We start from the raw sequence: 18,517 nt of genomic DNA on the forward strand, positions 1-18,517 counted from the left end.
CGCCGCGCTGCCGCTGGCGGTGAACCATTCCGGCAACAGCGCGACGACCGGGGCGGTGTGCGGCAGCCTCGTCGGCGCGCAGCGCGGCGCCGCGACCATCCCGCAGCGGTGGCGCGCCGAGCTGGAACTGCACGACGTGATCGAACGGCTCGCGCACGACGCGGCGTTGGAGTTCGGCCCGCGACCACCGGATACCGCGGAGTGGTTCACCCGCTACCCGCCGACCTGAGTCCTGGCTCCCCGGCTGCCCAGGCGGCTACGGTTCGCCGCATGGGCGAAGAACTCGTGCACCGCAACGTCGAAGCGGGCATCGCGACGATCACGCTGGACTCCCCGCACAACCGCAACGCGCTGTCCGCGCAGTTGCGCCGCGAACTCCGCGAGCAGTTGGCCGCCGCGTTGGCCGACGAAGCGGTGCGGGTCGTCATCCTGGACCACACCGGGCCGGTGTTCTGCTCGGGCATGGACCTGAAGGAATCCAGCGGCGCCGGTTCGCAGGACCAGGGCGTGCGGGAACTGCCCGACATCCTGGAAACGCTGTGGACCAGCCCGAAACCGGTCGTCGCGAAACTCGCGGGCCCCGCCCGCGCCGGCGGAGTCGGCATCGTCGCCGCCTGCGACCTCGCCGTCGCCGCCGAGACGGCGACCTTCGCCTTCTCCGAAGTCCGAATCGGCGTCGTGCCCGCGGTGATCTCGCTGACCGTGCTGCCGCGCCTGCAACCGCGCGCCGCGCACGAACTGTTCCTGACCGGCGAGACCTTCGACGCCCACCGGGCCGTCGAGATCGGCCTGCTCAACTCCGCCGTTCCCGCCGAAGAACTCGACACCCGAACGCGCCGCTACGCCGACCTGCTCACCCGCGGTGCCCCGAACGCCCTGGCCGCCACCAAGGCGATGCTGCGCCGCCCGCGCGCGAGCACCCTCAACGAGGACTTCGACGCCATGCTCGACCTCTCCGCCCACCACTTCGCCTCGGAAGAGGGCCAGGAGGGAATGCGCGCCTTCAAGGAGAAGCGCCCGGCTTCTTGGGTGCCCGAACAGGAATCCTGAACACGGCCCGAAGGATGGACCGGTCCACCCGCAGCTCGGCGTCCGCTCAGTCGCGGGTGAGCACCGGTTCGAAGGAGCGGCCGCAGACGGTGTTGCGGGCCGCGTCCCGCAACACCGAGTTGATCTTCTCGTAGGCCCTCGGGTCGTGCTGGGCCAGCGAGGTGGAGCCGGACCAGATCAGCACGTGCTCGCCCTCGGGCAGCCAGGACAGGTCGGTGAGGCAGTCGTAGAGCGCGTCCAGGTTGCGGCCCGCCCACTCCGGGAAGGACAGCGCCGCCGCGATGCCCTCCAGCGTGGTGCGCTTGTTCACCAGCTCCCGGCCGTCGAGGACGTGCGGTACCGCGCCCCGCTGCTCGGCCGCCGCAGCGGCCTCGCGGGCGCTCACCGCGCTCTGCTCAGGCTGCTCCTGCTCGCCCACCGCAGACTCCTTCCGGAAGACCTTGCCGGGCCGTTTAGCCGCCAGCAGCTTCGTCGCAAACATCCCACTCAACCGCGCAAGTCGACAACCACGAAAACGTCACTTTTCCCGCTGTGCGGGGCCATTCCGCGACCGGAAGGGACTCAGCCCCACGGCCCGCCACCGGGCACCGGGAGGCCCCGGGCCCGCACAACCTCGAAAGCCGATCCGGACGAACTCCGGATCGGCCACGAATCGTAGGAAACCGGCATCGGCGAGCTCACCGCGGGCCGGGACATGCCCGCGGGAGCGGACGGGTCGGCCGAGCGCTGCTGCACGAACCAGCCGACCACCACCAGCACGATCAGCCCGACCAGGGCGATCGTGATCCGCTTGCGGGAGGACACGCGGTTCACTACCGCTGCGCCTTCGGGCGGGAACGCACCGGCGGCTCGGCATCGCGCAGCCGCGTCAGCTTCGCGCCGAGCCCGTCGATGCCCCGGTCGAGCACCTTCGCCAAGCCGAAGCACACCGGCAGCAGCACCGCCAGCACCAGCGTCACCTGCAGCGGGTACCACAGCTGCACGAGCCACAGCTCGACGGCGTCCCACAACTCGAACAGCCAGTCCATCACGGCGCGGAGCCTACGCCCGGGTTGCAACCCGATGAACCCGGCCCGGAGCTCACGCTGTGCCGGTGGCCTCCGCCGATCCGGACGGCGTCACCGTGCCCTCGGCACCGGAGTGCTCCCGGATGGAGCGGATGATCGCGCCGAAGTCATACTCGCCGCCGCCCTCGGCGTTGAACCGCTGGTACAGCTCGGTGGCCAGCTGCCCGATCGCGGTGTCGGTGCCGCTCTGCTCGGCCGCGGACTCGGCCAGCCGCAAGTCCTTGAGCATCAGCGCCGCGGAGAACCCCGGCTCGTAGTCGTGATTCGCGCGGCTGGTCTCCACCAGATCCGGCACCGGGCAGTTCGTGGTCAGCGACCAGCACTGCCCGGTGGAGATCGAGGCGACGTCGTAGAGCGCCTGGTTGCTCAGCCCGAGCCGCTCGCCCAGCACGAAAGCCTCGCTGACCGCGATCATCGACGCGCCCAGGATGAGGTTGTTGCACATCTTGGTGACCTGCCCGTGCCCGGCGCCGCCGCAGTGGATCACCTTGCGCGCCATCGGTTCCAGCACCGCCTCCGCGCGCTGGAACACGGCGGCGGCACCGCCCGCCATGAACGTCAGCGTGCCCGCCTCTGCGCCCGCGGTACCGCCGGAGACCGGGGCGTCCAGCGAACCGAACCCGGCCGCGCCCGCCGCCTCGTGCGCCGCCCGCGCGTCGGCGACGTCGACCGTGGAGCAGTCGATCAGCAGCGCACCCGGCTGCACCGAACCGAGCACCTCCCGGTAGCAGTCCAGCAGGTGCTTGCCGCTGGGCAGCATGGTGATCACCGCATCCGCCCCGGCCACCGCATCGGCCGCCGAGTCCGCGGTGGTCACGCCGTTCGCCCGCGCCTGCGCCAGCGCCGCAGGGGCCAGGTCGAACCCGCGCACCGCGTGCCCGGCCTTGACCAGGTTCGCCGACATGGGCCCGCCCATGTGGCCCAGCCCGATGAAAGCGATGACAGCCATTGTCACGTTCCCTTCTGCCGATCGGCCGGGACGGCCCCGGCTGCAGCGGGATCAGTCCGCTGCGAGTCCCAATTCCGCGGCGCCGAGCGGGGCGAAGAACCGCTCGACGAACTCGTCGGTCACCTCGTCCAGGCGCTCCGGCGACCACTTCGGGTCCTTGTCCTTGTCGACGAGCGTGGCGCGCACGCCCTCCACGAAATCGCCGACCGAAACGGTGGCCAGCGCCAGCCGGTATTCCTGGTCGAGCGCCTGCTCCAAGGTGTCCGGGCGCGACCGCAAGGCGCGCAGCGTGATCTTCAGCGAGGTCGGCGACTTGGTCTCGATGGCGTCGGCGGCCTGCTGCGCGGCTTCTTCCGGGCGCGCGCGCAGCCTGGTGAGGACGTCTTCCACGCGGTCGGCGGAATAGGCCGCTTCGATCCATTCCCGCTGCGCCGCCAGCGGTGCGGGCGGGCGCTCGGTGGCGAACCTGGCCAGCGCCGCGTCCACCTCGCCATCGGTCAACGCCGCGACCAGCTCTTCGAGCCGGTCGCTGGGCACGAAATCGTCGGCCAGGCCCAGCGCGATCGCGTCCGCGCCGCCGACCGGAGTACCGGTCAGCGCCAGGTGCGTGCCGAACTCACCCGGCGCGCGCGAGAGCAGGTAGGTGCCGCCCACGTCGGGCACGAACCCGATTCCGGTCTCCGGCATCCCGACCTTGGAACGTTCGGTGACCACCCGGTGCGAACCGTGCGCGGTGATGCCCACGCCGCCGCCCATGCACACGCCGTCCATCAGCCCGACCACGGGCTTCGGGTAGTGCGACAGCGCCGCGTTGAGCCGGTACTCCTCGCTCCAGAACGCCTTCGGCAGCGAGTCGTCGTCGGCCTTGGCCGCGTCGTAGAGCGCGCGGATGTCCCCGCCCGCGCACAGGCCGCGTTCCCCGGCGCCCTCGATGAGCACCGCGCGCACCCGGTCGTCGGAACGCCACTGCTCAAGTGCCTCGGTGATCGACCGCACCATCTCCAAGGTGAGCGAGTTGATCGCCTTGGGGCGGTTGAGCGTGATCCGTCCGAGCGCGCCCTCTACGTTGAGCAGAACTTCCGGGGCGGTTGATGTCATGATGCCGACTCCAGCAATCCACGGGAAATGATCAAGCGCATGATCTCGTTGGTGCCTTCGAGGATCTGGTGCACGCGCAGGTCGCGAACGATCTTCTCCAGGCCGTACTCGGCAAGGTATCCGTAACCACCGTGGATCTGAAGTGCCTCGTTCGCCACGGCGAAGCCCGCGTCGGTGGCCAGCCGCTTGGCCATCGCGCACAGCCGGGTGGCGTCCGGATCGCGGGTGTCCAGCGCCCACGCCGCGCGCCACAGCAGCATCCGCGCGGCCTCCAGATCGGTCGCCATGTCGGCGAGCTTGAACTGCAGCACCTGGAACTCGCTGAGCTTCGATCCGAACGCGCTGCGCTCCCGGACATAGGCAAGGCTCTTGTCCAACGCGGCCTGCGCGCCCCCGAGCGAGCAGGCCGCGATGCTGAGCCGGCCGCCGTCCAGCCCCGCCATGGCGATCTTGAACCCGATGCCCTCCGGCCCCAGCCGCCTGCTCGCGGGCACCCGGACCTCGTCGAACAGCACCTGCCGGGTGGGCTGGGCGTTCCAGCCCATCTTGCGCTCGTTCGGCCCGAACGAGAGCCCTTGCGCACCGGCTTCGACCAGGAACGTGGAGATGCCGCCGGACCCGGTGTCCCCGGTGCGCGCCATCACCGCGTAGACGTCCGAGCTGCCGCCGCCGGAGATGAACTGCTTGACCCCGGTGAGCAGGTAGTCGTCCCCGTCGCGCACCGCGCGGGTCTGCAGCGCGGCCGCGTCCGAGCCCGCCTCCGGTTCGGTCAGGCAGTAGCTCGCCCGCTGCTGCAGCGAGCACAACCCGGGCAGCCACTGGGCTTTCTGCTCGGCGTCGCCGAACCGGTCGATCATCCCGGCGACCATGTTGTGGATCGACAGGTACGCCGCCACCGAAGGGTCACCGGAGGCCAGCGCCTCGAAGATGAGCACCGAGTCGAACCGGCTCAGGCCGGTGCCGCCGTAGGCGTCGTCGACGTAGATCCCGCCGATGCCCAGTTCCCCGGCGGTGCGCAGCACCTCCACCGGGAAGTGCTTGTCCTGGTCCCACTGCACCGCGTGCGGGGCGAGCTGTTCGGCGGCGAACTCGCGGGCGGTCTGCTGGATCGCGCGCTGGTCCTCGGACAGCTCGAACGGCGACGCCGCGCCGGTGGGGCCGGTTACCGCTGCAACGGACACGTCTGACTCCTCACCTGTGGGGCAGGCTCACCGAGCTCAGTTCATGGTCGGAATGGTGAAGCTGGCGCCTTCCTTGAGTCCGGACGGCCAGCGCGAGGTGACCGTCTTGGTCTTGGTGTAGAACTTGATCGAGTCCGGGCCGTGCTGGTTCAGGTCGCCGTAGCCGGAGCGCTTCCAGCCGCCGAAGGTGTGGTACGCGATCGGCACCGGGATCGGCACGTTCACCCCGATCATCCCGGTGTCGACGCGGCTGACGAACTCGCGCGCCGCGTCGCCGTCCCTGGTGAAGATGGCGACCCCGTTGCCGTACTCGTTCTCGCTCGGCAGCCGCAGCGCCTCCTCGTAATCGGCCGCGCGCACCACCGACAGCACGGGACCGAAGATCTCCTCCCGGTAGATCCGCATGTCCGGCGTGACGTGGTCGAACAGCGAGGCACCCGCGAAGAAGCCGCCCTCGTGGCCTGCCATCTCGAACCCGCGACCGTCGACCAGCAGCTTCGCCCCTTCGTCGACACCTGCGGTGACCAGGTCGTCCGCCCGCTGCTTCGCCTGCCTGGTCACCAGCGGCCCGAAGTCGGCATCCTCGGTGAAGCTGGTGCCGATCTTGAGCTTGCGCACCCGCTCGGTGAGCTTCTCCACCAGCGCGTCCGCGGTGGCCTGCCCGACCGGCACCGCCACCGAGATCGCCATGCACCGCTCACCCGCCGAGCCGTAGCCGGCGCCGACCAGCGCCTCCACCGCCTGGTCCAGATCCGCATCCGGCATCACGATCATGTGGTTCTTCGCGCCGCCGAAGCATTGCGCGCGCTTGCCGTGCGCGGCCGCGGTCGAATAGATGTACTCCGCGATCGACGAGGAGCCGACGAACCCGACCGCCTCGATCCGCGGGTCGGTCAGCACCGCGTCCACCGCGGTCTTGTCGCCGTTGACCACGTTGAGCACGCCCGGCGGCAGGCCCGCTTCGACGAACAGCTCCGCCAGCCGCAGCGGCACCGACGGGTCCCGTTCGGAGGGCTTGAGCACGAAGGAGTTGCCCGCCGCGATGGCAGGTGCGGCCTTCCACAGCGGGATCATCGCCGGGAAGTTGAACGGGGTGATGCCCGCGACCACGCCCAGCGGCTGGCGCATCGAGTAGACGTCGATGCCGGTTCCCGCGTTCTCGCTGTACTCGCCCTTGAGCAGGTGCGGGATGCCGACGGCGAACTCGACGACCTCCAGGCCGCGCTGGATGTCGCCCTTGGCGTCCGGGACGGTCTTGCCGTGCTCGGCGGCCAGCAGCCGGGCCAGCGAGTCCATCTCGTCGTTGACCAGTTGCAGGAAGCGCATCAGCACCCGGGCCCGCTTCTGCGGGTTCTGCGCCGCCCACGCCGGTTGCGCCGCGGCCGCGTCGGCGACGGCGGCGGAGACCTCGCCGGTCGAGGCCAACGGCACCGCTGCCTGCACCTGCCCGGTGTTCGGATCGAACACGTCACCGAAGTTCCCGGAGGTCCCGGCGACCCGCTCGCCGCCGATGAAGTGCGTCAACTCCTGGGACATACCGCACCGAACCTTTCACCGATCTCGCCGTTGATGCCCGCCGCCGAACGGGCCGATTACTCGGCCTTCCAACCTTTGGCCACCCAATCATTGCGCCGGGGCCTGCCACCGCAACAGGTGCCGCACGTCACATCTACCTGAACCGATCGGGTGCGGCCCGCTGCGAAACGTCCCCGAACAGCACGAAAGCCCCCGCTCGGGGGGCTTTGGTGCGTGGCGGGGCCTCAGCTGACCAGGTCCGCGACGAGCACGAGAGCCAGCGCCACCACCGACATGATCGACTGGGCGACCGTGTAGACCTGGAACGCGCCGCGGGTGGACAGGCTCAGCAGCGTGCGGAACATCCAGAACGTGTTGTCGCTGACGTGGCCGCCGAAGCTCGCCCCCGCCGCCGCGGCCAGCGCGACCAGCACCGGCGCCGTGCCCAGGCCACCGACGACGGGCGCCAGCAGCGTCGCCGCGGTGATCGCCGCGACCGAGCCCGAGCCCTGCGCCAGCCGCAGCAACGCCGCCACCAGCCACGCGAGCAGCAGCGGCGACGCACTGCCCGCGTGGAACAGGCCGCTCACCACGTCGCCGACGCCGGTCCGGCTGATCACCTCGCCGAGCGAACCTGCCACGCCGGTGAACAGCAGGATCGTGCCGCTGGTGGCCGCGCCCTTGTTCAACGCCCGCTCGACGGCGTCCCTGGACAACGTCCACACCGTGATCGCGCAGCCGAGCACGAGACCGATCAGCAATGCCACCACCGGGTCGGCCAGGAACGCGATCCAGCCGATCCGCGCGCCCGCGGTCTCGGTCACCGTGCCCAGCACGATCAGCAGCAACGGCACCAGCACCGGCAGCACGAGCACGATCAGCGGCAAGGTGCGCTTCGGGGTTTCCGCGGAGCCCACGGCCATGCCTTCGATGCCGTCATCGACGTGCGCTTCGTCCTTGGCCGGGTTCCAGGTGCGGCGCATGAGCCTGCCGTGCAGGAACACCGCGATGACGATCGATGCCACGCCGATCCCGATGCCGAACAGCAGCATCATGCCGAGGCCGACGCCGAGCGAACCGCTGATCGCCAATGCCGCCGCACCCGGCAGCACCATCAGCAGCCCGACCTCCAAGCCGATCGCCAGCGCGCCGCCGACGGCCGCCACGCTCGCACCGGTGCGGGCGGCCACCGAGCGCGCGATCGGCGCCAGCATCACCAGGGCCACGTCGAAGTAGATCGCCGGGAACACCACGCCCGCGGACAAGCCCAGCGCGTACGGCGACCGGTCCTTCCCGAACGCCTTCAGGAACAGCTCGACGATCCGCTGCAACGTCCCGGTCGCCGACAGCAGCGAACCGAGCAGCACGCCGAACCCGATGATGAGCCCGACCTCGGCCATCAGATCGCCGAACCCGGTCGTGACGGCCTTCGCGGTGCCTTCGAAACCGAGCCCGGTGGCCAGGCCGAGGTACAGCGAACCCAGCACCAGCACGATCACCGGGTTCAGCCGCGCACCCACGATCAAGCCCACGATTCCGAGCACCGTGATCGCGGTGTGCAGCAGGAGGAGGGAGTTGGACATCCTTGTCGCTCTTTCCGTGGTCCTCGCCATTGCGGTGTGCCCGGCGCGGCCGGGCGGGCCAGGCGGTCAGTTGATGTGCGAGCCGCCGTTGATGTCGAAGGTGGCGCCGGTGATGTAGCCGACGGATTCGCCGGCGAGGAAGGTGATCGTGCTCGCCACGTCGGTGGTCCGGCCGTTGCGCCCCACCGGGACCCCGGAGATCAGTTCTTCCTTGCGTTCACCGCTGAGCAGTCCGCCGGTGATGTCGGTGTCCACCAGGCCCGGGGCGACCGCGTTGACCACCACTCCGTTCGGTCCGACCTCCCGCGCCAGCGCCCTGGTCAGCCCGAGCACGGCCGCCTTGGCCGCCGAGTAGTGCGACCCGCCGAACACCCCGCCGCCGCGCTGCGCGCTGACCGAGGAGACGTTGACGATGCGCCCGTAGCCGCGCTCGACCATCCCGGGCAGCACCCGCCGCGTGACCAGGTACGTCCCGGTGACGTTGACCCGGAACACCAGCTCCCACTCGTCCTGCTCGATGTCCAGGAAGCGGGTCGGGCGGGTGATTCCCGCGTTGTTGACCAGCGTCGCGATCGGCGGCAGATCGGCGGATTCGACGGCGGAGACCGCGGAGTCCACCGAGGACTCGTCGGTGACGTCGGCGCGCACGCCGAGTGCGCGGACCCCGTGCTCCTCGGCGACGACACCCGCGGTGCGCTCGGCGGCATCGCCGTCGACGTCCAGCACCGCGATGTCGAAACCGGCCGCGGCCAGCTGCCGGGCGGTCTCCCGCCCGATGCCGCGCTCGGATCCGGCTCCGGTGATGACGGCGGTACGTGCGGTTTCGGACATGCGGGTCCTCCAGATCTCGGTCGTCGGGAACCGGCCGGGTCAGCCGGCCAGCTGTGCGCGGACGTCGTCGCGAGCGGCGGCGGCCGCGGCGGGACGGTCGGTTTCGGCCACGTCGTGGGTTTCGAGTTCGAGCACGTGGCGGCGGTTGCCGGGGTTCTCGGCCAGCGCCGCGATCACTCCGGCGAAGTCCGCGCGGCCGCAGCCGATGCTGAGGTTGATCTCGCCGGGCGCGGCGTCCCGGTAGTGCACGTGCTCGACGCGGGTAGCGAGTTCCCGCGCCAGCGCCACCTCGTCGATGCCACCCGCGACGACGTGGCTGACGTCGTAAACGAGCCCGGCCGCTTCGGCAGGAACCCGCTCCAGCAGCGCGATCGCGCGCTCGGCGGTGTGGCAGAACCGGAAGTGGTGCAGGCCCTCCACCAGCAACCGCACCCCGTTGCTCGCGGCGAGCTCGCCGAGTGCGCGCAGGCCGCGCGCGAGCCGGTCCAGATCGGCGTCTTCGGCCACGAACGGCGTCCGGGTCTGCGCTCCGCAGGGCACGATCATGGCGGCGTTCAGGCGAGCGGCCAGCCGCACCAGCCGCCGCCCGGATTCGAGCAGGTCGTGCTCGGACAGCGCGGGATCGTTCAGCGGCCCCGGGTCGACGTTGATCGCCCAGGTGCGCAAGCCCGATTCCTCGACTGCGCGCACGATGCCTGCGGTGTCCTCGCCCAACGGGTGCGGGATGTGCTCGCAGACCCCGGGGAGTCCACCGAGGTCGATGCCGTCGAAACCGAGCTCGCGGATCGTCGTCAGCGCCTCGGTCAGCCGGCGGTGGCGGAACGAGATCGTCGAGCAGCCCAGTTCGGGCAGGCAGCTCGGCTCCGGATCCCCGCGCAGCACCATGACCGTCACTCCTTCGTGCGTTAGGTGGCGCACAGTTAACGTCCAACTCGCGTCGACTGTCAACAGTCGACTGTCACTGGACGACCGGGTCTTGGACTACGATGAGCCCGGACCCGAGCAGAGAGGCGATCCACACGTGTCCCTGGATGTCCCGGCGCTGGGCGGCGTCGACCGGCAGACGTTGCGCGAGCAGTCCCTGCACAAGCTGCGGGAAGCGATCAGCAGCGGGCAGCTCGAACCAGGGCGGCGGCTGATCGAGACCGAGCTCAGCGAAGCGCTCTCGGTCTCTCGCGGAACCTTGCGCGAAGCACTCCGGCACTTGGTGCAGGAAGGACTCGTCGTCGCCGACGAACGCGGCAAGCTGCTGGTGCGCGCGCTGACGAAAGCCGAAGTGCGCGACATCTTCGCGGTACGTGCGGCGCTGGAAGTCCTCGCAGTGGAGCTGCTATGCGGCGCGCCGGAGCGGGACGAGATCATCAGCACGCTGCGCGCGGCCGTGGACCGGCTCCGCGACGAGCAGCAGGGCATGGCGGAACTGGTGGAGAACGACCTGGCGTTCCACCGGCTGCTGTGCGAACTGACCGGCAACGCCGCGCTCGTGCAGTCCTGGCAGAACATCTCCGGGCTGACCCGCGCGACCATCGTGCGTTCCGGCCCGGAGCTGGCGGTGCGCAACATGGCCTGGCAGCGGCACACCCCGATCGTCGACGCGATCGAGGCGGGCGAAGCCGCGCGGGCGCGCGAGGTGGTGCGCGAGCACATGAGCGAAACCACCGAGCGGATCGTCGCCGTGCTCGGCGACTAGGGCAGCGGCACAAGCGGCGTCAGCCGCAGCCAGAAGACGCCCGAGGTTCCGCCAACTGACCCGCTTTCACGCACTCCCCAGCCCCGCTGACGGCTCTGCCCAGGTCACCTACGGCGCCTATGCTGCGGCGCATGGCCCCGGAGCCGGTGGACATCTGGGCAATGGCAGACCTGGTGAAGCCGTTCGCCGTGCGAACGGTCGCGACGTTGCGCGTGGCCGACATCGTCCGGGACCGGCCGGTCGCGCTGGAGGAGATCGCCAAGAGGAGCGAGGCGCAGGCCGACCCGCTCGGCAGGCTGTTGCGGTACCTGGTGCAGCACGGCATGTTCACCGAACCGGAACCCGACGTGTTCGGTCCGAACGCCGCTTCGCGCGAGCTGGAGAGCGACTCGCCGAGCGGCACCAGGGAGTGGCTCGATCTGGACGGCGCGGTCGGACGCGCGGATCTGGCCTTCGTGGAGCTGATCGAGCAGGTGCGCGGGCACCACCCGGCGTACCGGGCTGCGTTCGGCCGCTCGTTCTGGGAAGACCTCGCGCACAGCGCGCAACTGTCGGACTCCTTCGACGACCTGATGGAGACGAAGTCGAGCACCCTCGCTCCGGTGGTGGCCGACGAACTGGACTGGGACCGGTTCGGCCGGGTCGCCGACATCGGCGGCGGCAAGGGCGTGCTGATCGACGCGATCCTGCAGCGGTACCCGGACGTTCGCGGCATGGTCGTCGACCTGGCCGGACCGGCCCGCAACGCCGACGAGTACCTGCGTTCGCGCGGTCTGCGAGACCGCGTCGACGTGGTCACCGGGAGCTTCTTCGACCCGCTGCCGGACTCGGCGGACGCCTACGTGCTGAGCGACGTCCTCGGCGACTGGGACGACGAGGACGCGATCCGCATACTCGCCCGCTGCGCGGAGGCCGCGGGCGCCGACGGCAGCGTGCTGATCATCGAGCTGCTGCCCGGCGCCCCGGAAGCGTTCACCGAGATGGACCTGCGGATGATGATCTACGTGGGCGGCCGGATGCGGGATCTGGACCGGACCGACCGGATCGCCTCTGCCGCCGGGTTGTTCGTCGCAGCGGTCACCCGCGTGTCGGGCGGTTACGGCATCATCGAATGTCTGCCCGACCGGTGAGCTCTTCGAGCCGCAGCTGGCGACGCCACTTCGGCGGCAGGTCCTGCGCCGCGGGCGCCACCTGCTCGCGGCGATCCCGGTCCCCCATGGCGAGCGCGAAAACGTCCGCCACCGTGACCGCGTGGCCGGGCTTGCTCAGCATCCGGACCTCGTCCCCGGCGCGGATGTCGCCGGATTCCTCCACCGCGAGGTAAGCCCCCGGCCTGCCGATTTCGGCGAACCGCTTCACCAGGCCCTTGTGCTGCCAGAAGCCGGCGAAGACCCGGCACGGGTTGCGCGGTCCGGTCACCCGCAGCACGGCGGCGCCGATGCGCCAGCGCTCGCCGATCACCGCGAAACTGCTCTCGCAGCCGAGAAGGCTCAGGTTCTCCCCCGCGTTGCCCGGCACCAGCTCCCGGCCCAGCTCCGCGGACCAGAACCCCAGATCCTCGGTGTCGAAGGCATAGGCCGCCTGGTACCAGGCTCCGTGGTGCTTGGTGTCGATCACCTGATCACCGCGCACTCCGCTCGGGGTGAACTCGACCGGATCGTCCACCGGACGCTTGTCGATCCCTGTTCGCCCCATCCGCCCGGTCCACTCACCGGTACGCAGCACCGCCACGTTCACCGACCGCACATAACCCACCGCGCCAACCTATGCGCTGCTCCGCCCGCGCATCCAGGTGTTTTCGCGGTCCTTCAACGGTCAGCGAGCACGAAGACCGTCCACAGCGCGGTGTTCCGCGAATACCGGCGGTTCAGGGCAGCTTGCTGCGTCCGGAGTCGAACGCTCGCCGCGCACCGTCCACGAGATCCTGGACCAGTTCCGCGGCGGGCCGAGCAGCGGCCTGCGAGTAGGTCTGCCCCGCCCACAGCGACATGGCTTCCGGGTCTCCGGCTTTCCCGGCCGCTGCCCGCACCGGCTTGGTGAGGTGGTGCAGTTGCGGGTAGGCGGCGGGCGCGTGCGGGCCGTTCTCCCGCATGAAGCGGTTCACCAGCCCGCGCGCGGGACGTCCGCTGAACGCTCTGGTGAACTCCGTGGCCCGGGTGCCCTCGGCGATCTCCGCACGCTGGGCCGCCGCGGTACCCGCCTCATCCGTGATCATGAAGGCCGTGCCCAGCTGCGCCGCGACCGCACCGGACGCGAGCACCGCGGCCACGTCGGCACCGGTGACGATCCCGCCCGCGGCGATCAGCGGCAGCTCGACCTCTGCCGAGATCAACCGCAGCGCGCCCAGCAGGCCGATCAACTCACCACCGGCCCGCGTCGCCTCATCGTCGTCGAGGACCGCCCGGTGACCGCCGGCTTCGGAACCTTGCACGCAGAGCAGGTCGACCCCGGATTCCGCCGCCTGCCGCGCTTCCGAGGGCGTGGTCACGGTGGCGACCACTTCCGCCCCCACCGAGTGCAACCGCTCCACAGTGGACGATTCCGGGCAGCCGAAGGTGAACGACACCACCGGGATCCGCTGGGCGATCACCAGTTCCACCTTGGCCTGGTACAGGTCGTCGTCCCAGTGCGCTGTACCCGGTTCGACGCCGTAGTGCTGCGCCTGGGCTTGGACGCGGCTGCGGTAGGCCGCCAGCTCGATGTTGCGCCGATGGCCGGGAACGAACAGGTTCACCCCGAACGGTTCCGCGGTCAGCTCGCGCGCTCTGGCGATCTGCCCGTTCAGCGCCTCTTCGGTGAGGTAGCCCGCGGCCAGGAAGCCGAACCCGCCCATGCCGCTGACCGTCGCGGCCAGCTCCGGGGTGCTGATCCCGCCCGCCATCGGCGCCGCGATCACCGGCACCGTCCGCTGCTCGATCATGCCCGGCACATTAGTTGTCGCGCCGCCTGCCCGCGACATCGCGAGCACCACACCGGTTCGACGCCGAAAACGCTTGCGCGACAATGCTTTCTCGGACGCCGGCGGCAAACGGCTTCAGCTCCGTCCGCGAGGCGCTCCCACTGGAAGCCGGTGATCCGCTCCCGCACACCCCGCAGCCGATCATCCGAAACCCGTTGAGCCGATGGCCAACCAGCTCCTGGGCCGATGGCCCCACCTCCCTTCGTCTGTGCGCCGCGCCACCTCTGATGCGCGGGTGTACCGAGCTGGAAAACGAATTGTTAATCGCCTTGTTCCGAATGCCTCGCTCCACGAATCTCTTGGCACCGCAAACCACGCGAGAACGGGAGAACCCGATGAGTACAACCGCCAAGCAGACCACCGAGGCCGAAGCCGGGTCGCGGGTCAAGCGCATCGCGTTCGCCGCAACGGCGGTGCCCGCGCTGATGATCGGTCTGGCGCTACCGGCCAACGCCGCGGAACTGACGCCGATCGCGGAGGCGCTGGACGCGACCGTCGCCGACACGCTCTCGTCGGTCGGCGGCGCACTGGACGCCCTCGGCCTGGCGGCCTGACCGACTCCCCCGGCGGCCGCCGCCATGCCGGCGGCCGCCCCTGGATGAGGCCGCGTGGGGCGGAAGTTCCGCTACGAGATTTCCGCCCCACGTTCCGGCAAGCGACTTCCCCTGCCGAAACCACCTGTTCAGTCCACAACGGACATACCAAGCCGGTCACGGGCGCAGTCCCGCCACGAGATCCGCCGGGGCGAGCTTGACCGCGAACGGCTCGGTGCTCTCGAAGACCTCGTCGTCACGAACCCGCGCGATCCGCTGATACCGCGAACCACCCACCAACTCCCACGCGGTGATCGTCGGCTGCTCCAGGTCGGGGTCGACGAGCCAGAAGAACCGCGTGCCCAGCCGCGCGTAGACGGCCTTCTTCAAGCTCTCGTCCTTGATCCGGCTGCTCGGCGACACCACCTCCACCGCGACCACCGGCGCGGACGGCAGATTCCGCAACGTCAGGTCGTCGTGCCGCGCCACCAGGATGTCCGGTCGCAGCTCGGTGAACGGGTCCGGCCGGACCGCGAACGGCGCGGCGAGCACCCGGTACGGCGACGTGCACGCGATGTGCAGCTGCGAGGCCAGTTCGACCACCGCGCCCTGGTGCGGCCATCCCGGCACCGCACTCGCAAGCAGCTCACCGTCGATCAGCTCGTAGCGCCTGCCGTCCTCGGGCAGTCCCTCCAGATCGTGCACGCTGAACGGACGCCCCACTCCTGCCTCGATCCGCATCGTCGAATTCCCTTCGCTCTCGGTGCCGCAAAGATGGTTCTGCGATGAAGAGGCGCGAAGCGTTCGATCTGATACAGCCGTCACCGGAACGTGTGAGCATGAAAAAGTGGGCGGGAACCCCGGAGGGTCCCCGCCCACTCGCACCATTGCGATCTCGCACACCCCGCCACAGGGCCTCTGGTGCGTTCCGGATGAGCGCTCCCGCGACGAGCGCTCAACTCTGGTGCCGGGCCGAGGAGTCCGGATCAGACGCCTCGGCCCGGCCACCCGGGTCCGACACCGGGCGAGCTTTCGATCAGAACTGGGCGGTCTCGGTCGAGCCGGCCAGCGCGGTGGTGGACGAGTCCGGGTTCACCGCGGTGCTGATCAGGTCGAAGTAGCCGGTGCCCGCCTCGCGCTGGTGACGCGTGGCGGTGTAGCCCTGCGCCTCCGCGGCGAACTCCCGCTCCTGCAGGTCCACGTACGAGGTCATGCCGTCGGCGGCGTAACCCTTGGCCAGGTCGAACATGCTGTGGTTCAGCGCGTGGAACCCGGCCAGCGTGATGAACTGGAACTTGTAGCCCATGTGGCCGAGTTCGCGTTGGAACTTGGCGATGGTGCTGTCGTCCAGGTTCTTGCGCCAGTTGAACGACGGCGAGCAGTTGTAGGCCAGCATCTGGTCCGGGTACTTGGCCTTGATCGCCTCGGCGAACTGCTTGGCGACCTCCAGGTCCGGCTTCGAGGTCTCCATCCAGATCAGGTCCGCGTGCGGCGCGTAGGCCAGGCCGCGGCTGATGCAGGGCTCGATGCCGTTGCGGACCTTGAAGAAGCCCTCCGAGGTGCGCTCACCGGTCAGGAACGGCTCGTCGCGCTCGTCCACGTCGCTGGTCAGCAGCGTCGCGGCCTGCGCGTCGGTGCGGGCGATGACCAGCGAGGGGGTGCCGGCCACGTCCGCGGCCAGGCGCGCCGCGTTCAGCGTCTTGACGTGCTGGCTGGTGGGGATGAGCACCTTGCCGCCCAGGTGGCCGCACTTCTTCTCGGAGGCCAGCTGGTCCTCCCAGTGCACACCCGCGGCACCCGCGGAGATCATGCCCTTCATCAGCTCGTAGGCGTTGAGCACGCCGCCGAAACCGGCCTCGGCGTCGGCGACGATCGGCGCCAGCCAGTTCGTCGGCTCCGACTCGGTCTCCTCGGCCTCCGGGTCCAGCGCCTCGGACCAGCTGATCTGGTCGGCGCGCTTGAGGGCGTTGTTGATCCGGCGGACCACCTGCGGGACCGAGTTCGCCGGGTAGAGGCTCTGGTCCGGGTAGGTCTCACCGGCCAGGTTGGCGTCCGCGGCGACCTGCCAGCCGGACAGGTAGATGGCCTTGAGCCCGGCGCGGACCTGCTGGACCGCCTGGTTGCCGGTCAGCGCGCCCAGCGAGTTGATGTAGTCGTTGTCGTTGAGCAGGTTCCACAGCCGCTCGGAGCCGAGCCGGGCCAGGGTGTGCTCCTCCTGCACGGAACCGCGCAGGCGGACGACGTCCGCGGCGGTGTGAGTGCGCTCGATGCCCTTCCAGCGGGGGTCGTTGTCCCACTCCCGCTGGAGTTCCTCGGCGGCCTTGATCGCCTGCTGGCGGGTTCCAGGCTGGAGGCTCATGGTCTTCCCCTTCCGGGACGGTTCGTGCCGTTGCTGCCCCTAGTGTTGGCCGACGACCCCGGTCCGATCGAGAAGAAAATCGTAGAAATTTCGGCGGTTTTTCTGCTAGCATCAAGCCATGCCCGACTTCGCCGCCGAAGAAGACCGTAATTTTTCTACCGACCAAGACCTCCTGGTCTTCGGTCAGCGGCTGCGGCACCTGCGCCGCGCTGCCGGTCTCACCCTCGTTGAGCTGGGCGAACGCGTGGGGCGCGCGCCCTCGCAGCTCTCCCTGCTGGAGAACGGACACCGCGAGCCGAAGCTGTCGCTGCTGCGCTCGCTGGCCGACGCGCTGGGCAGCTCGGTGGACGAGCTGCTGTCGAAAAAAGCGCCGAACCGGCGGGCGGAGCTGGAGATCGCCGTCGAGCAGGCGCAGCTCGACCCGACCTACCAGCGGCTGGACGTGCCGCCGCTGAAGGTGGGCAAGCGGGTGCCCACCGAGGCCCTCGAACACGTACTGGCGCTCTACGACGAGCTGAAGCGGCGGGAGACCAAGCAGGTCGCCACTCCCGAGGAGGCCCGCAAGGCGAACGCCTCGCTGCGGCAGATGATGCGCGAGCACGGCAACTACTTCCCGGAGATCGAGAAGGCCGCGTCCGGAGTCCTGGACCGGGTCGGCTACCACGGCGGCGCGCTGTCCGAAGGGGTCATCCAGTCCATCGCCACGCACATGGGCTACGGCCTGCGGTTCGTCGCCGACCTGCCGCGCTCGGTCCGCTCCATCACGGACCTGCGGCACAACCGGATCTTCCTGCGGCGGGAATCACTGGGGATGCACAGTCCGCGCACGATCCTGCTGCAGACGCTCGGCCACCTCACCCTCGGGCACGAGCAGCCGCGGGACTTCGCCGACTTCCTGCGCCAGCGGGTGGAAGCGAACTACTTCGCGGCCGCGGTGCTGGTGCCGGAACGCGCCGCGGTCAGCTTCCTCCAGCAGGCCAAGGCGGACCGCGACCTGGCGGTGGAGGACCTGCGGGACGTGTTCTCGGTGTCCTACGAGATGGCCGCGCACCGGTTCACCAACCTCGCCACGCAGTACCTGGACCTGGTGTGCCACTTCGTGCGCAACGACGAGACGGGCATCATCTACAAGGCGTACGAGAACGACGGGCTGGTCTTCCCCACCGACCCGGCGGGCGCCATCGAAGGGCAGCGGATGTGCCGGCACTGGGCAGGCCGGATGGTGTTCGCCTCGCCGGACCGCTATTCGACCTACTACCAGTACACGGACAAGCCAGGTGCCACGCACTGGTGCGTCGCGCACGTCGACCCGAACCGCGGGCGGGATTTCGCGATCACGCTGGGCGTGCCGTACACCGAGTCGCGCTGGTTCCGGGGTCGGGAGACGACGAACCACTCGAAGTCCGGCTGCCCGAACGGCGAATGCTGCCAGCGGCCACCGACCGAACTCGCCAACCGGTGGCAGGGCATGGTGTGGCCGTCCGCGCGGGCGCACTCGCACGTGCTCTCCGCGCTGCCGTCGGACACCTTCCCCGGCGTGGACGAAGCCGACGTGTACGCGTGCCTGGAATCGCACTAGCACTGCTACGGCGGTCAGCGGTCAGCAGTAGCCGCGGCGGGATCACGACCACGAGTTGCGGATCGAGACCGGTTGGCGCTACTGCATGGCACGGGTAGCGCTGCCTGACCGGGTTGGAGCGCG

At 70.0% G+C, this 18,517-nt stretch carries 20 protein-coding genes; 6 read left to right on the forward strand and 14 right to left on the reverse strand.

The window, feature by feature from the left end:
• The coding region (locus tag IJH84_RS11090; protein WP_295143614.1) for an ADP-ribosylglycohydrolase family protein at window positions 1-229 on the forward strand (229 nt) is incomplete at its 5' end.
• A 41-nt stretch (window positions 230-270) separates the two neighbouring features.
• Window positions 271-1,050, forward strand: coding sequence for an enoyl-CoA hydratase-related protein (locus tag IJH84_RS11095; RefSeq protein ID WP_295143617.1), 780 nt, complete (start codon window positions 271-273; stop codon window positions 1,048-1,050).
• 46 nt (window positions 1,051-1,096) lie between these two features.
• Here the strand turns inward: IJH84_RS11095 and IJH84_RS11100 are convergent, their stop codons facing one another.
• The 10 genes from IJH84_RS11100 to IJH84_RS11145 form a co-directional block, all read right to left on the reverse strand.
• Entirely contained in the window at window positions 1,097-1,468 is a 372-nt protein-coding gene (locus IJH84_RS11100; protein WP_295143620.1) for a barstar family protein, read from the reverse strand.
• A gap of 143 nt (window positions 1,469-1,611) precedes the next feature.
• On the reverse strand, window positions 1,612-1,863 hold the full coding sequence (locus tag IJH84_RS11105; protein WP_233627635.1) for a hypothetical protein: 252 nt from the start codon (window positions 1,861-1,863) through the stop codon (window positions 1,612-1,614).
• Window positions 1,863-2,078 (reverse strand): hypothetical protein, encoded by a 216-nt coding sequence (locus tag IJH84_RS11110; RefSeq protein WP_233627694.1) that lies wholly within the window; start codon window positions 2,076-2,078, stop codon window positions 1,863-1,865. Before IJH84_RS11110 ends, IJH84_RS11105 begins: the two co-directional genes overlap by 1 nt.
• A gap of 52 nt (window positions 2,079-2,130) precedes the next feature.
• Window positions 2,131-3,066, reverse strand: coding sequence for a 3-hydroxyisobutyrate dehydrogenase (gene mmsB, locus IJH84_RS11115; protein WP_295143625.1), 936 nt, complete (start codon window positions 3,064-3,066; stop codon window positions 2,131-2,133).
• A gap of 51 nt (window positions 3,067-3,117) precedes the next feature.
• The gene (locus IJH84_RS11120; RefSeq protein ID WP_200070955.1) at window positions 3,118-4,164 is read right to left on the reverse strand and encodes an enoyl-CoA hydratase/isomerase family protein; all 1,047 of its coding nucleotides are present in this window, start codon (window positions 4,162-4,164) and stop codon (window positions 3,118-3,120) included.
• Window positions 4,161-5,345, reverse strand: a complete 1,185-nt coding sequence (locus IJH84_RS11125; protein ID WP_200070954.1) for an acyl-CoA dehydrogenase family protein — start codon at window positions 5,343-5,345, stop codon at window positions 4,161-4,163. Before IJH84_RS11125 ends, IJH84_RS11120 begins: the two co-directional genes overlap by 4 nt.
• Window positions 5,346-5,381: 36 nt before the next feature.
• Window positions 5,382-6,881, reverse strand: coding sequence for a CoA-acylating methylmalonate-semialdehyde dehydrogenase (locus IJH84_RS11130; protein WP_295143632.1), 1,500 nt, complete (start codon window positions 6,879-6,881; stop codon window positions 5,382-5,384).
• Window positions 6,882-7,105: 224 nt separating this feature from the next.
• Entirely contained in the window at window positions 7,106-8,443 is a 1,338-nt protein-coding gene (locus IJH84_RS11135) for an SLC13 family permease (protein ID WP_295143637.1), read from the reverse strand.
• Window positions 8,444-8,509: 66 nt separating this feature from the next.
• Entirely contained in the window at window positions 8,510-9,274 is a 765-nt protein-coding gene (locus tag IJH84_RS11140) for an SDR family NAD(P)-dependent oxidoreductase (protein ID WP_200070951.1), read from the reverse strand.
• Between the two features lie 39 nt (window positions 9,275-9,313).
• Window positions 9,314-10,159 (reverse strand): sugar phosphate isomerase/epimerase, encoded by an 846-nt coding sequence (locus IJH84_RS11145; protein ID WP_295143640.1) that lies wholly within the window; start codon window positions 10,157-10,159, stop codon window positions 9,314-9,316.
• Between the two features lie 136 nt (window positions 10,160-10,295).
• Here IJH84_RS11145 and IJH84_RS11150 point away from each other — a divergent pair, with 136 nt between their 5' ends.
• Complete coding sequence (locus tag IJH84_RS11150; RefSeq protein WP_200070949.1) at window positions 10,296-10,964, forward strand: GntR family transcriptional regulator; 669 nt, start codon at window positions 10,296-10,298, stop codon at window positions 10,962-10,964.
• Window positions 10,965-11,095: 131 nt separating this feature from the next.
• Window positions 11,096-12,094, forward strand: a complete 999-nt coding sequence (locus IJH84_RS11155) for a methyltransferase (RefSeq protein ID WP_295143643.1) — start codon at window positions 11,096-11,098, stop codon at window positions 12,092-12,094.
• On the opposite strand, the gene IJH84_RS11160 is transcribed toward IJH84_RS11155, so the two are convergent.
• Both IJH84_RS11160 and IJH84_RS11165 read right to left on the reverse strand, forming a co-directional pair.
• The gene (locus IJH84_RS11160) at window positions 12,069-12,719 is read right to left on the reverse strand and encodes an MOSC domain-containing protein (RefSeq protein ID WP_295143646.1); all 651 of its coding nucleotides are present in this window, start codon (window positions 12,717-12,719) and stop codon (window positions 12,069-12,071) included. The genes IJH84_RS11155 and IJH84_RS11160 overlap by 26 nt on opposite strands.
• Window positions 12,720-12,831: 112 nt before the next feature.
• Window positions 12,832-13,884 (reverse strand): nitronate monooxygenase, encoded by a 1,053-nt coding sequence (locus IJH84_RS11165; protein WP_295143661.1) that lies wholly within the window; start codon window positions 13,882-13,884, stop codon window positions 12,832-12,834.
• A 374-nt stretch (window positions 13,885-14,258) separates the two neighbouring features.
• Between IJH84_RS11165 and IJH84_RS11170 the strand changes: the two genes are divergently transcribed.
• Window positions 14,259-14,477 carry a hypothetical protein gene (locus IJH84_RS11170; RefSeq protein ID WP_295143649.1) on the forward strand — a complete coding sequence of 73 codons (219 nt, stop codon included), beginning with the start codon at window positions 14,259-14,261 and terminating at the stop codon, window positions 14,475-14,477.
• Between the two features lie 156 nt (window positions 14,478-14,633).
• Here IJH84_RS11170 and IJH84_RS11175 read toward each other — a convergent pair whose 3' ends face one another.
• Together IJH84_RS11175 and aceA are read right to left on the reverse strand one after the other, a co-directional pair.
• Window positions 14,634-15,197, reverse strand: a complete 564-nt coding sequence (locus IJH84_RS11175) for a Uma2 family endonuclease (RefSeq protein ID WP_200070947.1) — start codon at window positions 15,195-15,197, stop codon at window positions 14,634-14,636.
• Between the two features lie 295 nt (window positions 15,198-15,492).
• On the reverse strand, window positions 15,493-16,815 hold the full coding sequence (gene aceA / locus IJH84_RS11180) for an isocitrate lyase (RefSeq protein ID WP_200070946.1): 1,323 nt from the start codon (window positions 16,813-16,815) through the stop codon (window positions 15,493-15,495).
• A 118-nt stretch (window positions 16,816-16,933) separates the two neighbouring features.
• Here aceA and IJH84_RS11185 point away from each other — a divergent pair, with 118 nt between their 5' ends.
• On the forward strand, window positions 16,934-18,394 hold the full coding sequence (locus IJH84_RS11185) for a helix-turn-helix domain-containing protein (protein WP_295143656.1): 1,461 nt from the start codon (window positions 16,934-16,936) through the stop codon (window positions 18,392-18,394).
• The last annotated feature ends 123 nt before the right edge of the window (window positions 18,395-18,517 follow it).

It is taken from the genome of Saccharopolyspora sp., from assembly GCF_017434145.1.
Lineage (GTDB): Bacteria > Actinomycetota > Actinomycetes > Mycobacteriales > Pseudonocardiaceae > Saccharopolyspora_C > Saccharopolyspora_C galaxeae.